Source organism: Sphingomonas chlorellae (genome assembly GCF_056485145.1).
Map to the genome: position 1 here is coordinate 292,644 of NZ_JBQXXM010000001.1, position 15,364 is coordinate 308,007.

The following is a 15,364-nucleotide window of genomic DNA, read 5'->3' on the forward strand; positions in this document are numbered from 1 at the left end:
ACGCGCGCTTCCCCTTCTGCTTCTTCTTGGAGCGATGTTCGGGCTGCTGGGACAGCAGACCGCCGCTGCCGCGGCGTCGATCCCGGTGGCGGCCGCTGCGTCGGCCGCGGCGATGAGCGCCGACTGCATGGAGATGATGGGCCAGCACCCCGCCAAGCCCGAGAAGAAGCCCTGCACCGGGCTCACGCTCGACTGCATCTCGGCGATGGGCTGCGCCTTGCCGCTCACGCGGGATCCGTTACCGCCGCTCGATCGCGCTCCGATGGTGAGCGCCCAGAGCTTCTGGCCGACCTCGACCGTGCTGGTCGGCCACGATCTCGTACCCGAGCCACACCCGCCCAGTATCCTTAGCTGATCGCCGCCGGACGCGCCGCATGCGTGGTGCCCGCTTTCGTCGCGGGCGCTCCGCCCGCGCGGTCCGGCCGTTTCCAGATCACCTAAGGATATTTGTCATGAAGACGTTCACGATTGCCGCCGCGCTCGGCGCGGCCCTGCTCGCATCCACAGCTGGATTCGCCGCGACCAGTCCGCAGGACCAAGGCTCCGGCCACTATGAATGGCGCGACGTGCCGCAATACGGGCCGCGCAGCACCGGACCGGCGCGCAAGCGCGTCTGGGTGCCCGATCACGCGCAGATGGCCAGTTGCGACTGCGACATGATGAAGATGAGCGCCGACGACTGCATGAAGCACATGCAGCCCGGAAGCGCCGCACCGTCAGCCGGCTGAGGCAGGCTTTCTGGCCGGTGGCGATAAGGCCTGGCCAGGCGCTGGCGCCGGCGGAGCTGCGATGCTCCGCCGGCGCCCTCATGCCTGACCGGCTTCTCGCGCATCGGTCGCTCCCGATCAGGAGCATTCCATGCGACTGCTGTTTTTCGTGCCGCTGTTGGCGGCCCTCCCTACGGCGGCACTTGCCGACCCGCTGACCTTCGACGATGCGCTGACCCGCGCCGCGGCTGAGGCACCCTCGCTCAAGGCGCGCGGCCTCGACGTCGATGCCCGCCGCTCGGCCGCGACCGCGGCAGGCCGTCTCCCGGACCCCAAGCTCGGCGTCGGGCTCGACAATTTCCCGGTCTCGGGTCCGCCGGCTTTCACCTACGCCGGCGACAGCATGACGATGGCGCGCGTGGGGATCAGCCAGGACGTGCCCAACCTCGCCAAGCGCCGCGCCGAGGCGGCGCGGGCGCGGACCGAGATCGGCGTGGCCGATGCGACGTTTGTCGCCGAGACACGCCGGGTGCGGGTCGCGACGGCGCTCGCCTGGATCGATCTGGCCTTCGCCGAGCGTCGGCTGACGGCGATAGATGGCGTGCTCGCCCGGCTGCGCGAATTCGTTCCGGCATCGGCGGCGGGGATTGCGTCGGGCGGATCCCGCCCGGCGCAGGCACTCGATATCCGTCAGTCGATCGCCGGGCTTGAGGACCGGCGCAGCGAGATCGCCGCCGAGGTGGCGCGCGCCAAAGCGGTGCTCGCGCGCTGGACCGGCGATGCCGATCCCGAGATCGCGGGCGCGATTCCCGATTTCGCCGTCGATCCTGCGGCGCTGCGTGCCACAATCGAGCGCCATCCCGACCTGCTTGCCGCGATCGCGCGTACCAGGCGCGCCGAAGCCGGCATCACCGTCGCGCGCGCGGGCAAGCGGCCCGACTGGAGCTTCGACCTGAGCTACGGTCGCCGCGCCGAACGCTATGGCGACATGGTCTCGGTCGGCGCCACCGTCTCGCTGCCCCTGTTCACCCGGAAGCGCCAAGACCCCATGATCGATGCGAGCGTCGCCGACGCCGGCGCCGCCCGCGCCGACGAGGAGGATCTGCGCCGCGGCCTGCTCGCTGATCTTGAAGCGGGAATCGCCGACCATCTGATGCATCACGAGCAGTGGATGCGCGCGCAGGGCACGCTGCTGCCACTCGCCCGCCAGCGCGCCGACCTCGAGATCGCAAGCTATTCGGCGGGCCGCGCGAGCCTCACCGACATGATCGCCGCCCAGGCGATGCTCGCCGACGCCTCGCTGACCGCGCTCGACCGGGAGGCGACGGTCGCGCGCGACGGCGCCCGGCTCGTGCTGACCTATGGAGAAGACCGCTCATGACGCTCGAATTTTCCAGCCGCGCACAGCTCGGTCTTGCGGCGGCCGTGCTCGCGCTCGTCGCGGGGGGCGCCGGGTACGGCATTGCCGCCCTGACCCGTCATGGCGACGCTCCCGCTACCGCCGAAAACGGCCGGAAGGTGCTCTACTGGTACGACCCGATGGTCCCGAGCCAGCATTTCGACAAGCCGGGCAAGTCGCCCTTCATGGATATGCAGCTCGTCCCCAAATATGCCGGCGAGGCCGGCGGCGAAGCCGGCGTCCGGATCGATCCCGCGCGCGTGCAGAATCTCGGGGTACGCATCGTCGCGGCCGAGCGCGGCGCATTGTCGAGCGCGCTCACCGCGACCGGCACGATCGACTTCAACCAGCGCGACGTCGCGATCGTCCAGGCGCGGAGCGGCGGCTTCGTCAGCCGCGTCTATGCCCGCGCGCCCGGCGACGTAATCGGCGCGGGCGCGCCGCTCGCCGACCTGCTGGTTCCCGAATGGGCGGGCGCGCAGGGCGAATATCTGGCGGTCAGGCGCACCGGCGATGCCGCGATGATCCGCGCCGCGCGGCAGCGCCTCGCACTGCTCGGCATGCCGGCGGGCACGATCGCGGCGGTCGAGCGCGGCGGGCGGCCGCACAACGTCATCACCATCTCCACCCCCACCGGCGGCACGATCAAGACCCTGGGCGTGCGGCAGGGCATGACCGTCGCCGCAGGCCAGACGCTCGCCGAAGTGAACGGGCTGGGCACGGTGTGGCTCAACGCGGCCGTGCCCGAGGCGGTGGCGGGCACGCTCCGTCCCGGCCAAGCTGCGAGCGCGACGCTTGCGGCCTTCCCCGGCGAGCGCTTTACCGGCCGCGTCGCCGCGATCCTGCCGAGCGTCGAGGCCGAGAGCCGCACGCTCACCGTCCGGATCGAGCTGCCCAACCGCGGCGGGCGGCTCAGGCCGGGCATGTTCGCCAATGTGGACTTCGGCGGCAGCGACCGCGCCGCGCTGCTCGTCCCCTCCGAAGCGGTCATTCGCACCGGCCGGCGGACCCTGGTCATGCTCGCGCTTGCCGACGGCCGTTATCAACCCGCCGAGGTGAAGATCGGCAGCGAAGGCGGCGGCCGGACCGAGATCCTGGCGGGGCTGAGCGAAGGCGAGAAGGTGGTGGCCTCCGGCCAGTTCCTGCTCGATTCCGAAGCGAGCCTGTCGGGGGTTCAGGCGCGCCCGATCAACGGCGCTACACCTGCGCCGGCCGCGCAGCCTGCGCTCTATGAAACGATCGGACGGATCGAGAAGATCGACGCGAACGGCGTGACGCTGAGCCATGGCCCGGTGCCAGCGCTCAGATGGCCGGCCATGACGATGACCTTCCATCTCGGCAATCCGGGGCTCGCCCGCGGCTTCAAGACCGGCGACCGAGTGCGCTTCGGCTTCGACCAGCCGCCGCAGGGGCCGACGCTCCGGCGCATGATGCGCGAGGGCGGCCGATGATCGGCGCGCTCATCCGCTGGTCGGCGGCCAACCGGCTGTTCGTGGTGCTCGGCGCGCTCGCGCTGGTCGCCGCCGGCCTCTTCGCGCTGCGCGCGACCCCGATCGACGCGCTGCCCGATCTCTCCGACACGCAGGTGATCATCCGGACATCCTATCCCGGCCAGGCGCCGCAGATCGTCGAGAACCAGGTCACCTATCCGCTCGCCACCACCATGCTGTCGGTGCCGGGCGCGAAGACGGTGCGGGGCTACAGCTTCTTCGGCGACAGCTTCGTCTATGTGATCTTCGAGGACGGCACGGATCTCTATTGGGCGCGGAGCCGCGTGCTCGAATATCTGAACCAGGTCCAGGGCAGGCTTCCCGAGCAGGCGAGAAGTGCGATCGGTCCCGGCGCGACCGGCGTCGGCTGGGTCTATGAATATGCACTGGTCGACCGCACCGGCGGGCATGATCTTTCGCAGCTCCGGAGCCTGCAGGACTGGTTCCTGCGCTATGAGCTGAAGAGCCTGCCCGGGGTTGCTGAGGTCGCCAGCATCGGCGGGATGGTCAAGCAGTATCAGGTGGTGCTCGATCCGGTGAAGCTCGCCGGATACGGCGTGACGCAGGCTCAGGCGGTTGAGGCGATCCGGAACGCCAACCAGGAGACCGGCGGCGCGGTGGTCGAGCTGGCCGAGGCCGAATATATGGTCCGCGCCTCGGGCTATCTCACATCGCTCGACGATTTCCGCGCCATCCCCCTCAAGACGGCGGCGGGCGGCGTGCCGGTGACGCTGGGCGAGGTCGCGACGATCCAGGTCGGGCCCGAGATGCGGCGCGGCATCGCCGATCTCGACGGCGACGGCGAGGTTGCGGGCGGCGTGGTCATTCTGCGGCAGGGGGCCGATGCACGCGCGACGATCGAGGCAGTGCGCGCCAAGCTCGAGGAACTGAAGAAGAGCCTGCCCGCCGGCGTGGCGATCGTGCCGACCTACGACCGCTCGCAGCTGATCGACGCGGCGATCGAGAACCTCACGCACAAGCTCGCCGAGGAGTTCGTCGTCGTCGCGCTCGTCTGCGCGCTGTTCCTCTGGCACGTACGCTCGGCATTGGTGGCGATCGTGACATTGCCTCTGGGCGTGCTCGCCGCCTTCGTCGTGATGCGCGTCCAGGGGGTGAACGCCAACATCATGTCGCTGGGCGGCATCGCGATCGCGATCGGCGCGATGGTCGATGCCGCGATCGTGATGATCGAGAACGCGCACAAGAAGATCGAGCATTGGGAAACCGATCATCCCGACGAGAAGCTCGAAGGTACGACGCGCTGGCGGGTGATCACCGAGGCGGCGATCGAGGTCGGCCCGGCGCTGTTCTTCTCGCTGCTGATCATCACGCTGTCGTTCGTGCCGGTGTTCACGCTCCAGGCGCAGGAAGGCCGGCTGTTCGCGCCGCTCGCGTTCACCAAGACCTACACGATGGCGGCGGCCGCGATCCTGTCCGTGACCTTGGTGCCGGTGCTGATGGGATGGCTGATCCGTGGGCGGATTCCGTCCGAGCAGGCCAATCCGATCAACCGCGCGCTCACCGCCGCCTATCGGCCGGCGATTGACTGGGTACTGCGGCGCCCCAAAACGACGCTCATCATTGCCGCGCTGGTGTTCGCGACCACCGCCTGGCCGGCCTCGCGGCTCGGCGGCGAGTTCCTGCCAGCGATGAACGAAGGCGACCTGCTCTACATGCCCTCGGCGCTGCCCGGGTTGTCGGCGGCCAAGGCGTCAGAGCTGCTCCAGCAGACCGACCGCATGATCAAGACGGTGCCCGAGGTGCAGAGCGTGTTCGGCAAGGCCGGGCGCGCCGAAACCGCGACCGATCCGGCGCCGCTCGAAATGTTCGAGACGACGATCCGCTTCAAGCCGCGCGACCAGTGGCGCCCAGGCATGACGCCCGACAAGCTGGTGGAGGAATTGGATCGGGCGGTGAAGGTCCCCGGCCTCGCCAACATCTGGGTGCCGCCGATCCGCAATCGCATCGACATGCTCGCGACCGGCATCAAGAGTCCGATTGGGGTCAAGGTCGCGGGCAGCGATCTCGCCGCGCTTGACCGCATCGCGCGGGATATCGAGGGCGTCGCCAAGTCGGTGCCCGGCGTCAGCTCGGCGCTCGCCGAGCGGCTCACCGGCGGCCGCTACATCGACGTCGACATCGATCGCGCGGCGGCGGCGCGCTACGGACTCAACATCGCCGACGTCCAGGCCATCGTCTCGGGTGCGATCGGCGGCGAAACCGTCGGCCAGACCGTCGAGGGCTTGGCGCGCTATCCGATCAGCGTCCGCTATCCGCGCGAGCTGCGCGACAGTCCCGAGGCGCTGCGCGCGCTGCCGGTGCTGACGCCGTCGGGCCAGCAGATCACGCTCGGCACGGTGGCGCGGATCGATGTCGCCGACGGGCCGCCGATGCTCAAGACCGAGAACGGCCGGCTCTCGACCTGGGTCTATGTCGATGTGCGAGGGCGCGATCTCGCCTCGGTGGTGTCCGATCTCCGCACTGCCGTGGCGCGTCAGGTCCGGCTCTCGCCCGGCGTCTCGATCGCCTATTCGGGACAGTTCGAATATCTCGAGCGCGCGGTCGACCGGCTGATGCTGGTGGTTCCCGCCACGCTCGCGATCATCTTCCTGCTGCTCTACCTGATCTTCCGGCGTGTCGGCGAGGCGGCGCTCATCATGGGGACGCTGCCCTTCGCGCTGACCGGCGGATTCTGGATCCTCTACCTGCTCGGCTACCACCAGTCGGTCGCGACCGCGGTCGGGTTCATCGCGCTCGCTGGCGTCGCCGCCGAGTTCGGCGTGGTGATGCTGATCTACCTGCGCGGCGCGCTCGACGAGCGGGGACCGGCGCCCGACGCCGACGCGGTGGGGCAAGCCGTCCGCGAGGGCGCGCTGTTGCGCGTGCGCCCCAAGGCGATGACGGTCGCGGTGATCATCGCCGGCCTGCTGCCGATCCTGGTCGGCAGCGGCGCCGGCTCGGAGGTCATGAGCCGGATCGCCGCGCCGATGATCGGCGGCATGCTGACCGCGCCGCTGCTTTCCATGTTCGTGATCCCCGCCGCCTATCTGCTGATGCGCCGCAGGGAAGCGAAATCCGGGCCACGCCCGATTCCAGTCCTCAACCCTGAAGGAGACGACCAATGAAACCTCTCTGCCTGACCGCTGCCCTCGGCCTCGCGGCCCTGCTCGCCGCCTGCGGCGAGAAGTCCGCGACCAACGAGGCCGCGCCGACCAACGCGGCGACCGAGACCCCGGGCGCGATGGGCGGCATGGACAATATGTCCGGCAACATGGGCAATATGGCGATGCCGGCCGCGAAGACCGCCAAGGGAACCGGGACGGTCAAGGCGATCGACAAGGCCGCCGGCACGATCACGCTCGATCATGGTCCGATCCCCGAAGCGAACTGGCCGGCGATGACGATGGCGTTCAAGGCGGCTCCGGCGCTGATCGGAAGCGTCCAGGCCGGCGACAAGGTCGACTTCGAGCTGGCGCTCAAGGACGGCTCGGGCGAGGTGACCGCGATCACCAAGAAGTAGGACGCGGGCGCCGGGTTCTACCGGTGCCGAACCGTCTCGCGGCGGCGCTCTCCAACCGGGGGCGCTGCCGCGGCTCACGGCCCCGCACCCGCGACCTTCGACCATCATCCGATCAGGCCCGCCCGAGTCACGAGATCGCCGGTCCGCTTCGGCCACGGCCGATGGTCCAGCTGATCCCATCCCCGCGCATCAGGCCCGACACCGTCTTGCCGGCATGCCGGTCGAGGACTGGACGCCACGGCACGAGGGTGAACTCGCGCGACTTCTCGATGAGCGCGAACCGCCCGCTCGTAAGCTCGACGGCGCGCCGATAGATGCCCTCGACCCGCATGCCGGGCACCGTCTCCACGAACCGCCGATCGCGCTCGTCGGAAAGCTGCCCGGCGACGCGGAGCAGCTCGCGCCGCTGAAGCGCGCCGAGCAAGCCGGTGCGGTAGACCGTCCCGCTCGGTGTTTTCTCGGCAAGGCCCTGCGCGATCAGCCATTGCCGGCGCTGCCGCTGAGCCTCGCGCACAGCCTGTCCGAAGCCGGCCTCGCGCAACGGCTCGCGCTCGGCCGCAACGAGCTCGCGATCGAGCCAGGTCGCCCCCTCGGCGCCGACCAACGTCTCGAGCGGCTGCGCAGAGAGGATCTCCACCCTGACGGGCGTCTCCTTCGCGCGCGCCGCCTCATAGGCGGCCGCGCGGTCGAGATGGTCCTCGGCGATGATCCAGCTCCCGTCGGCCGCGCGCTCCACCGCGCCGGTCAGCCGGCGCATGGCTTCGAGCCGACGGACATGGGTTTGCGCGAACGCCTCGCTGGCGGCGGGGTCGTGGCGCAGATGCGCATCGATATCGTAGCGGCCGCCGTTCGCGGCGGCGACGGCCGCGACCGTCCGATCGGCCTCGCGGATCGTGACCGGCATCGGCGCGATGCGGACGATCGCCCGCGCCGGCAGCGGGGCGAGGGATTCGCCCTTGCCGGCATCGACATAATGAGTGCGTCCGTCGGTTGCCTCGACGAGCAGGTAGTGGCGATCCTTGAATTCGTCGGAAAGACCGCGCTCGATGACGCGCCCGGTGAGAACGCGCGCGTCCGCCGCCGCGGACTCGTAGATGGCGAGATCGGCGGCAGCGGGCGTGAGCCCGTGGTCGGTGAAGGCGCGCTGCATCGTCCGGATGATGTCGCCACGCTCGCCCATGCGGCGCAGCGTGTCCTCGAGACCCTCCGGCAGCCGCCAATGACCGGGGGCGCCGGGCTCGGCCAGGCCGAGGCGCGCCAGCTTGGCGAGCCGCCCTGCCCGAAGGGTCTGCTGGAAGGGATCGCGCGTGGCGGCGGAGACGGTGCGGTCGGCGTCCATGTCGCGGAGCAATTGGCGGTCGATGCCGGTCAGGCGCTCCTGCTCCACTTCGGCGCGCAGGCGCGCCTCGATGTCGCGCGTCGAGCGCGGTCCGAGATCGAGGTCGACGAGCTCGGCGGCGCGCTCGCGGATGCCCTGGGTCAGATAGTCGCGCGCGATGACGAGATCCTTGCCTGTCATGTCCTTGCCGCGGACGATGACATGGGTGTGCGGATGGCCGGTGTTGAAGTGATCGACCGCCACCCAGTCGAGCCGGGTCCCGAGGTCCGCCTCGACCCGCGCCATGAGCCGGCGCGTGAGATCCTTGAGGTCGGCATATTGATCGCCGTCCTCGGGGCTGACGATGAAGCGGAACTGGTGGCGGTCGCCGGTCTGCCGGTCGAGCCAGCCCTTGCCGTCGACCTGGTCCGATGCCGGCCCGTAGAGCTCGCCCGGCCGGCCCTCGCGGGTGACCCCGTCGCGCTGGATATAACGCAGGTGCGCGCGGGCGCCGTCGAGACCCTTGCCGGCAAGCCGGACGATCCGGGTCTTGACGATGACGCGGCGCTGGCGGTGTGCGGCGTACCGGTCGCGGCGGCTGAGCAGCCGGCCGACGCCGGCGCCGCGCCCCGCACGCGAGCCGGTGAAGGCGGCCCGGCGCCCGCTGCCCGCGCGCGCGAGATTGGCGGCGGCGAGCACGCGCTGGAGATAGCGTCGCGCCCGCTTGCCGCCGCGGCTGCGCTGGCGCCCCAGCCTGGGTTCGAAATCGTCCTCGGCGCTCATCCGGTCGGCCCTCATGAGGCGCCCCGCCGACACTGTGGCGGAAGCTGCCGCGCGTGAAAACCGGTGCCGGCCAAGCGCGCGGAAATGCTGGGCAATTCGCAAAACCGGCACCGGCCGTCGCGCGGCAGTGCCGGTCGAGGCGCCGAATTATGATGTGCAGGCAAAGACTTATGCGCCGGCCGGTGCCGGCGCTTTATCTTGCCTTACGCCGCCCTCCCGACTGAACCGCTCCAGTCGCCCTTTCCCGCTCGCCCCGCTGCCCATCCATGCCTCCCGAGCCGAGGCAAAAAAGAGCCGGGACACGATGCCTGTCGGCACCTGCGTCCCGGCATGTCAGAGCAGCCGTTCAATGCGTCGCCGCGAAGGCTTCGCGTGCCCGGCGTTCGCTGCGGAAGCTGCGTCGCCCCATCAATCCCTGCGCATTCCCGTCACCGTCGACAATGCTCACCGCGACGAACCAGCGGCCGTCGAGACGCCCCAGGATCGCTACCCGATCGAGCTCGACATCATCGTCGTCGATGCTCTCGTAAGCCCCGAGCCAGCGCTCCGACTGCCGTGCCTCCCACAGGAAATCGCTCTCCTCGGCCTCGAGAAACCGCTGCGCCAGCGCCTCGCCGGCGCCCCGTCCGAACTCGATCTCGAGCCCTGCCACGAGCGCCGCCATCACCCGGTCCGACACCGCACCGATGGGTTGAAACATGGTCATGATCGCCTCCTTCGCTTGCGTCCCCTCAGTCGAGGACAGCAGTCCGGAGACGGGTGGCGGAGCGGCTGTCAGGGCCGCTGGAGGCGTAGCCGGAAGCGCCGCGCCAGCGGCGGCGGAGGAACCGATTTTGTTGCGCCAAGAACAAACAGACTCGCGTGCGAAGCACGCTCCGCATCGCAGCAAAATTGGAGGGGCCGCCGGCCTTGCACAGCCGCTTCGCCGCCCGTCATGCTGGGCCTTGCCGAGACGAGCCCTCCACCCTCGCCGCCGTCGAACCGCCGGTGAATCCCTCCGATCCTGCGACGTCCCGGCTTTCGAAATGCCGATGGAATTTGATAGAATGCGGATCGCCAGCAGCAGAGTTTCACGGCGATGAAGCAGGGTAGGTCGGTCGTCATCACATTGGTCGCGCTCGCCATCGGCTTTGCGGCCGGGTTCGTGGTGCGCCCCATCGTCGGACCGGCCGCCACAGGCCTCGCGGCTCCCCGTGCGACGCAATATTTCGCCGCCCATCTCGATGAGGCGCGCGAAACCGTCGCAGCTTGCCGCGACGGCACGGTGCGCGGCGACGAATGCGCGCATGCGGAAGAGGCGATCATTACCGCCGAAGGCCGGGAACGCACCAAGGCGTTCCTGGGAGAGCGGCCACACTGAACCGCCGACCGTCTATCGATCGGGACGATCGGACGACAGGGACACGAACAGGCTGCCGGATCCCTCATTTGCCGCGCGGGGCGGCGATTGATCCACGGGTCCGCCGCTGGGCCGAAGCGTCACGAACAAGGTTGGCGGCGGCGCTTGGCGGAAGGATGGCGGCGGAGCCGGAGCGCTGCCGGAGACTTGTGCGAGATAGGCGCGCGTCTCGGCCGGCAGCGCGCGGCCGGAGGCGAGATGCGCGGCGTAGCGGCCCGGGCCGGCATTATAGGCGGCGAACAGGCCGGGATAGCCGAAGCGGTCGTACATCATGCGCAGATAGGCGGTGCCGGCGAGAATGTTGTCGCGGGGGCCATGCGGATCGGCCCCGAGACCGTGCGCGGCGCGCATCTCGGCCCAGGTTCCGGGCATCAGCTGCATCAGCCCCATCGCGCCCGCGCTGGACGTGATCGGGCGTCCGCCGAGCATGGTCCGACCGCCGCTCTCGGCGCGCATCACTCGCTCGATCCACGCCTCCGGAATGCCGAACCGCGCCGAGGCCTCGGCGATCTCGGCGCGCCAGCGAAGCACCAGATCGGGGGGTGGATCGGCGGCGGCGGGGATCGCGGCGAGCAGCGCCGCTGCGGCCATGAACGCCCTCAGCGCAGCCATAGCGGAGTCGCCTTGCCGATGATGTCCTGCGCCAGCGTCGGCCCGAAATAGCGCCCGTCGAACGAGTCCGGGGTCCGGTTCATGAGGAGGAAGACCATGCCCGGCCCGAGCCGGATGCATCCTTCCCAAGCGGGCAGCGGTCGCCCGGCGGCGTCCGCCAGACGCCGCATTGCAGCCGGTCTACCGTTCACCGTCACGAGGCGACCCGCCATGCAGATCGTATCGCCCGCGACGCCGGCCACACGCTTCACCAGCGGCACATTGCGCGGCAGATAGCGGCGTTCGGCGGCGAGCTGGCGCGCCTCGGCAGGCGGCCAGGCGACCACCATGTCGCCACGCTCTATCCTCGCGCCGGGTGCCACCGCGTAGAGGCCGATCGGCGCGCTGGCGCTCGCGTTCCAGACCAACCTCGGCAGCGGCGGCAGCACGATCGTCAGCCCGAGGGCTGCGATTCCGGCGCCGAGCAGCACGGCGCGGCGGCGCAGCGTCACGCGCCGGGCGCGGGCGATACGCAGGCTCTCGCCCCAGGCGAACAGCGGCAGGTCGCGGCGCTCAGCCATGGTCGCCTCCCCGCGCACGGGACGCCGACCAGGCCTCGATATCGTCGATATGATAGCGCCAGGTGCGGCCGTGCAGCCGGCAGCGCGGTCCCTTGCCGGCGAGGCGCATCGCCTTGAGCGTCGAGCCGGCGATGCCGAGATGGAAGGCGGTCTGCTTGGCGGTGAGGAACGGGCAGGTCTCGCGCGCGGCTCTGGCGCGCGCTTCGGCGTCGTCGGTCATGGTGCGGTCCAGCGTTGCCACGCGGCGGTCATCGCCGCGTCCGGCCCGACATCGCCCGATCGGTCCGCCGCCGGCAGGGTCGGATTCGCCTATAGCCGGATTCGACCCCCCCATTTCTGGGGATTGCGTTTCGTGGAATGGCGCTCCCGCGCCTGCGGGCGCGGGAGCGCCGGGCCGGCTCAGTCGGCCGGGTTCCAGATGATCGCGAAGGCGTCGTCGTCGTCCTGTCCGGCGGCGCGGCCGAGATTGGCGTAGAGCCGGCGCGGGCCGAACTCGGGCGCGGCGAGCGACAGCGACACATAGTCCTTGCCGCTCATTTCGCCGCGCCGGACCCAGCCGGCCCCGACCTCGACGCCGTTCGCCGACACGCGATAGTCGGGCTGCGTGTCGCCGGTCTTGCGGCTGTTCGGAATGATCTCGATCTCGGTGCGGATCGAGAGCGTCTTGAGCTGGCCCTTGAAGCCTTGGCCTTCGCGGGTGACATAACCGATGGCGGGCATTGTTCGTCTCCTTGACTGGTCGCCCGAACCGTTTCCGGGCGATGGGCGGACCGTCAGGGGCGGTGTGAGCGGGCTCGCGAACCGGCAGGCCGGAGCGCAGCGCAGGACCGGAGCCGAAGGCTTATTTGAGAGCGCCAGCGGCCGCGAGGAGCCTGCGTCAGCAGGCGGGGAAATAAGCCGCAGGGCGATGGTTTCGCGGGACTGCGACCGCCCCAGGTCATGCGCCCGAGGAGCCGGGAACGGTGCGGGCAGGCCGACAGAGCGAGGACCGTAATGCCGCTGCGAATGACCGCAATGGCGAGAAGAGAACGGCTTGCGCAACGCTTCGCCGTGCCGACCGGGCAGTCCGATGGACGCGCCGTGGCCGCACCGATATCGGCGTCGGCAAGCCTCGAACGCGAGGGCCGACCGACGCCCGGCCCGGAACGAAGGAGCAGCAAGTGAAGTCCGTGCCGGCGCTCGCCGCGATCGTCCTGTCCGCCTGCCTCGCGCAACCGCTGATCGCCGCGCCCGGTCCGGATCAGGCGCGGGTCGCCTATGTGATCGACGGCGACACGTTCCGGCTGGCGGGCGGCGAGCGCATCCGGATCGCGGGCATCGACGCGCCGGAATCGCGGCAGGGCCAAGCCAGGTGCAGGGCCGAACTGGCGCTGGGCAAGGCGGCGACCGCGCGGGCGCGCGCGGTGCTCGAAGGCCGCCCGGTTACGCTGGCGCGGGTCGGCCGCAGCTATGATCGGACGGTTGCCGAAGTCCGGCTCGGCGGGCGCGATCTGGCCGAAACGCTGGTCGCGATCGGGGTCGCGCGCTGGTGGCCGCGCGGCGCGCGCAAGCCCGATTGGTGCGGACGCCGCGGCCGCTGACCGGCTGCCGGGCGAGCTGGACGGCCGGGATTGGGCATTCCGAAACCGCGCGCCCGAGCCCGCCAGGGCGAGGGCGCGCGGCCGGATTTCAGGGGTCCGGGCAAGGAGCCGGGCGGCACGAGGCCGCCCGGCTGATCGGTCACGCCGCGAGGCGGTCGGCTTCTTCCTCGGGTTCCGGGGGTGCCAGAACCGCGCCCGGCGCGGTCGGATCGGGGTCGTCGTCGCCCGGCACCCGCCGCTCGATCTCGCGCGCCGCCTGTGCCTTGGCATGGGCCGAGACCGTGCCGACGCCGCCGCGCATGGTATAGGCGGCGGGCGGGAACGCCATCCAGCGCGGCACCCAATGGTCGCGCTTCGTCCGTCCGTTGGTGCCGCCCAAATGGTCGCGGACGATGGCTTTCAGCGTCTTCGACTTCTCCCCGGCATTGGCGCTGGCGACGGCTTCGCCCGCCACTTCGGCGACGATCCGGGTCAGCACCTCGCGGTCGCGGATCAGCGAGAAGAACGCATCGTCAGCCTGCCAGAACCGCGCCATGTCGATGCCGATCTCCATGCCCACCGCCTCGACGGCGGCGCTTCCGGACGCCAGCGTCTCGCCCATGACCACCGCGACCACCTCCGTGACGACCGTATCGGGCAGGCCGAGCAGCCGCTGGAAGATGCCGACGACGCCATAATCGTCGCCGTTGCCGCCGGTGACAGTCGGCTCTTCGGGTGAGAAGTCGAGCAGCGCCAGCACCGCGCGGCGGCGCTCGTCGAAATCCGCCTCCGCCTTGCTGTTGTCGAGGCTGTCGCGCACCTCGTCGTTGCGTGTGGATTGCGGCTCGGGAGTGACGCGCCACAGGTGCGAGCCGCCGATGGCGTGGGCGACCATCAGGCGCAGCGCGATGCCCGGATGGGCAAGCAGAGCGGCGCGCACGGCGGCATGGCGATGCAGGTCGAGATAGGTCTGCATCGTGCCGGTCACCTCGGGCCGGACGGGCTTCTGGCCGGTCGCGATGCCGCCCGTCGCTTCCGCCTTGGCGAGGCGCGCGGCCTCCTTGCGGCTGACATAGCCTTCGTGGACGATCACCTCGCCGCTGGCGCGCACGTCGAGATAGACGCGCCCGCCCTTGCGCTTGCCCGCCTTCTCATATTCCCACGTCGAGAAATGCTCGGACGGCGGCACGACGATCGCGTCGGCCCAGCCCTGCTCGACATAGGCGGCGCGCTTCACCTCGATCGCGTCGTTTTGCGCGGTCCAGAAGGCGTCGGCGTCGGTGAAATAGCGGTCCTCGCCGAACAGGTCGGCGACGGTGGCAAGGCCGCTTGCCTCTACGTCGAACAGCGCGTGACGGACCGGGATCGACTGCCCGCCGAACAGCCACGCCTTGAGCTGGTGGCCGGTCGGCACATAGCTGTCGGGATCGTCGGCGAGCGCCAGCCATGCCTTCTGCTGGCTCTTGGAGGCGAGCGTCAGGTGGCGGACGGTGGCGGCGTCGATCTCCTCGCGGCGATAGAGGTCGCGGATGGCGGGGAGCAGGTTGCCGAGCGCCAGCACGCGGCGGACGGATAGCTCGGGCAGGCCGAAGGTCGCGGCGATGTCCTCGACCTTGCGGCCTTCCCGGACCAGCCGGGTGAAGGTCTCCCACTGCGTCACCTCGTCGGGATCGAGCCGCGCGAGGTTCTCGATCAGCGAGGCCTCGACGGCGGCGGCATCGTCGCCCGCGTCGAGGATGGCGCAGGGCAGCAGCGCCGCCTCGGCATCGGCTTCGCCGCCCGCGCGGCGTTCGTCTGCGACGATCCGCGCGGCGTGGAAGCGGCGGCTTCCGGCGATGATCTCATAGCCGTCCGGCGCGCAGTTCGGGCGGACGATGACCGGCTGGATGACGCCGCGCGCGCGCACGGTCGGCAGGATGTCGGAGACATCGGGTGCCTTGCGGCCGTGGCGCATATTGGCCTTGCTCATGACCAGCTTGTCGAGCGGGATAAAATCGAGTTTCATTGTCGTCACTCC

The 15,364-nt window shown here is 70.3% G+C and carries 15 protein-coding genes; 8 read left to right on the forward strand and 7 right to left on the reverse strand.

Going from position 1 to position 15,364, the window contains the following annotated elements; all coding sequences use genetic code 11:
• Positions 1–34: 34 nt before the first annotated feature.
• The 6 genes from ACT3CF_RS01385 (at position 35) to ACT3CF_RS01410 (ending at position 7,116) form a co-directional block, all read left to right on the forward strand.
• Positions 35–355, forward strand: coding sequence for a hypothetical protein (locus tag ACT3CF_RS01385; protein ID WP_478419938.1), 321 nt, complete (start codon positions 35–37; stop codon positions 353–355).
• 97 nt (positions 356–452) lie between these two features.
• Positions 453–728 carry a hypothetical protein gene (locus ACT3CF_RS01390; RefSeq protein ID WP_478419939.1) on the forward strand — a complete coding sequence of 92 codons (276 nt, stop codon included), beginning with the start codon at positions 453–455 and terminating at the stop codon, positions 726–728.
• 130 nt (positions 729–858) lie between these two features.
• Positions 859–2,088, forward strand: coding sequence for a TolC family protein (locus ACT3CF_RS01395; protein WP_478419940.1), 1,230 nt, complete (start codon positions 859–861; stop codon positions 2,086–2,088).
• On the forward strand, positions 2,085–3,557 hold the full coding sequence (locus tag ACT3CF_RS01400) for an efflux RND transporter periplasmic adaptor subunit (protein WP_478419941.1): 1,473 nt from the start codon (positions 2,085–2,087) through the stop codon (positions 3,555–3,557). Before ACT3CF_RS01395 ends, ACT3CF_RS01400 begins: the two co-directional genes overlap by 4 nt.
• Positions 3,554–6,721 carry an efflux RND transporter permease subunit gene (locus ACT3CF_RS01405; RefSeq protein WP_478419942.1) on the forward strand — a complete coding sequence of 1,056 codons (3,168 nt, stop codon included), beginning with the start codon at positions 3,554–3,556 and terminating at the stop codon, positions 6,719–6,721. Before ACT3CF_RS01400 ends, ACT3CF_RS01405 begins: the two co-directional genes overlap by 4 nt.
• A complete protein-coding gene (locus ACT3CF_RS01410; RefSeq protein WP_478419943.1) occupies positions 6,718–7,116 on the forward strand; it encodes a copper-binding protein in 399 nt (132 codons plus the stop codon). Before ACT3CF_RS01405 ends, ACT3CF_RS01410 begins: the two co-directional genes overlap by 4 nt.
• 127 nt (positions 7,117–7,243) lie before the next feature.
• Here ACT3CF_RS01410 and rlxS read toward each other — a convergent pair whose 3' ends face one another.
• Together rlxS and ACT3CF_RS01420 are read right to left on the reverse strand one after the other, a co-directional pair.
• Positions 7,244–9,217 carry a relaxase/mobilization nuclease RlxS gene (gene rlxS, locus ACT3CF_RS01415; protein ID WP_478421308.1) on the reverse strand — a complete coding sequence of 658 codons (1,974 nt, stop codon included), beginning with the start codon at positions 9,215–9,217 and terminating at the stop codon, positions 7,244–7,246.
• A gap of 346 nt (positions 9,218–9,563) precedes the next feature.
• Positions 9,564–9,923: a hypothetical protein gene (locus ACT3CF_RS01420; protein WP_478419945.1), complete on the reverse strand. Its 360-nt coding sequence runs from the start codon at positions 9,921–9,923 to the stop codon at positions 9,564–9,566.
• Between the two features lie 402 nt (positions 9,924–10,325).
• Here ACT3CF_RS01420 and ACT3CF_RS01425 point away from each other — a divergent pair, with 402 nt between their 5' ends.
• Complete coding sequence (locus ACT3CF_RS01425) at positions 10,326–10,577, forward strand: hypothetical protein (protein ID WP_478419946.1); 252 nt, start codon at positions 10,326–10,328, stop codon at positions 10,575–10,577.
• A gap of 12 nt (positions 10,578–10,589) precedes the next feature.
• Here the strand turns inward: ACT3CF_RS01425 and ACT3CF_RS01430 are convergent, their stop codons facing one another.
• From ACT3CF_RS01430 to ACT3CF_RS01445, 4 genes are all read right to left on the reverse strand, one after another.
• Positions 10,590–11,228 carry a lytic transglycosylase domain-containing protein gene (locus ACT3CF_RS01430; RefSeq protein ID WP_478419947.1) on the reverse strand — a complete coding sequence of 213 codons (639 nt, stop codon included), beginning with the start codon at positions 11,226–11,228 and terminating at the stop codon, positions 10,590–10,592.
• Complete coding sequence (locus tag ACT3CF_RS01435; protein WP_478419948.1) at positions 11,216–11,788, reverse strand: S26 family signal peptidase; 573 nt, start codon at positions 11,786–11,788, stop codon at positions 11,216–11,218. Before ACT3CF_RS01435 ends, ACT3CF_RS01430 begins: the two co-directional genes overlap by 13 nt.
• Complete coding sequence (locus tag ACT3CF_RS01440) at positions 11,781–12,008, reverse strand: helix-turn-helix transcriptional regulator (protein WP_478419949.1); 228 nt, start codon at positions 12,006–12,008, stop codon at positions 11,781–11,783. The genes ACT3CF_RS01435 and ACT3CF_RS01440 overlap by 8 nt, the downstream gene beginning before the upstream one ends.
• Positions 12,009–12,187: 179 nt before the next feature.
• Complete coding sequence (locus tag ACT3CF_RS01445) at positions 12,188–12,508, reverse strand: DUF736 domain-containing protein (RefSeq protein WP_272781441.1); 321 nt, start codon at positions 12,506–12,508, stop codon at positions 12,188–12,190.
• Between the two features lie 440 nt (positions 12,509–12,948).
• Here ACT3CF_RS01445 and ACT3CF_RS01450 point away from each other — a divergent pair, with 440 nt between their 5' ends.
• Entirely contained in the window at positions 12,949–13,368 is a 420-nt protein-coding gene (locus ACT3CF_RS01450) for a thermonuclease family protein (protein WP_478419950.1), read from the forward strand.
• Positions 13,369–13,507: 139 nt separating this feature from the next.
• Here ACT3CF_RS01450 and ACT3CF_RS01455 read toward each other — a convergent pair whose 3' ends face one another.
• Entirely contained in the window at positions 13,508–15,352 is a 1,845-nt protein-coding gene (locus ACT3CF_RS01455) for a ParB/RepB/Spo0J family partition protein (protein WP_478419951.1), read from the reverse strand.
• Between the last annotated feature and the right edge of the window lie 12 nt (positions 15,353–15,364).

What these genes read in the sequence shown, in the direction of transcription:
- ACT3CF_RS01395 (WP_478419940.1), top strand. Translation starts at nt 859, where the DNA reads ATGCGACTGCTGTTTTTCGTGCCGCTGTTGGCGGCCCTCCCTACGGCG.
- ACT3CF_RS01410 (WP_478419943.1), top strand. Translation starts at nt 6,718, where the DNA reads ATGAAACCTCTCTGCCTGACCGCTGCCCTCGGCCTCGCGGCCCTGCTC.
- ACT3CF_RS01405 (WP_478419942.1), top strand. Translation starts at nt 3,554, where the DNA reads ATGATCGGCGCGCTCATCCGCTGGTCGGCGGCCAACCGGCTGTTCGTG.
- rlxS (WP_478421308.1), bottom strand. Translation starts at nt 9,217, where the DNA reads ATGAGCGCCGAGGACGATTTCGAACCCAGGCTGGGGCGCCAGCGCAGC.
- ACT3CF_RS01385 (WP_478419938.1), top strand. Translation starts at nt 35, where the DNA reads ATGTTCGGGCTGCTGGGACAGCAGACCGCCGCTGCCGCGGCGTCGATC.
- ACT3CF_RS01430 (WP_478419947.1), bottom strand. Translation starts at nt 11,228, where the DNA reads ATGGCTGCGCTGAGGGCGTTCATGGCCGCAGCGGCGCTGCTCGCCGCG.
- ACT3CF_RS01440 (WP_478419949.1), bottom strand. Translation starts at nt 12,008, where the DNA reads ATGACCGACGACGCCGAAGCGCGCGCCAGAGCCGCGCGCGAGACCTGC.
- ACT3CF_RS01390 (WP_478419939.1), top strand. Translation starts at nt 453, where the DNA reads ATGAAGACGTTCACGATTGCCGCCGCGCTCGGCGCGGCCCTGCTCGCA.
- ACT3CF_RS01455 (WP_478419951.1), bottom strand. Translation starts at nt 15,352, where the DNA reads ATGAAACTCGATTTTATCCCGCTCGACAAGCTGGTCATGAGCAAGGCC.
- ACT3CF_RS01435 (WP_478419948.1), bottom strand. Translation starts at nt 11,788, where the DNA reads ATGGCTGAGCGCCGCGACCTGCCGCTGTTCGCCTGGGGCGAGAGCCTG.
- ACT3CF_RS01445 (WP_272781441.1), bottom strand. Translation starts at nt 12,508, where the DNA reads ATGCCCGCCATCGGTTATGTCACCCGCGAAGGCCAAGGCTTCAAGGGC.
- ACT3CF_RS01420 (WP_478419945.1), bottom strand. Translation starts at nt 9,923, where the DNA reads ATGACCATGTTTCAACCCATCGGTGCGGTGTCGGACCGGGTGATGGCG.
- ACT3CF_RS01400 (WP_478419941.1), top strand. Translation starts at nt 2,085, where the DNA reads ATGACGCTCGAATTTTCCAGCCGCGCACAGCTCGGTCTTGCGGCGGCC.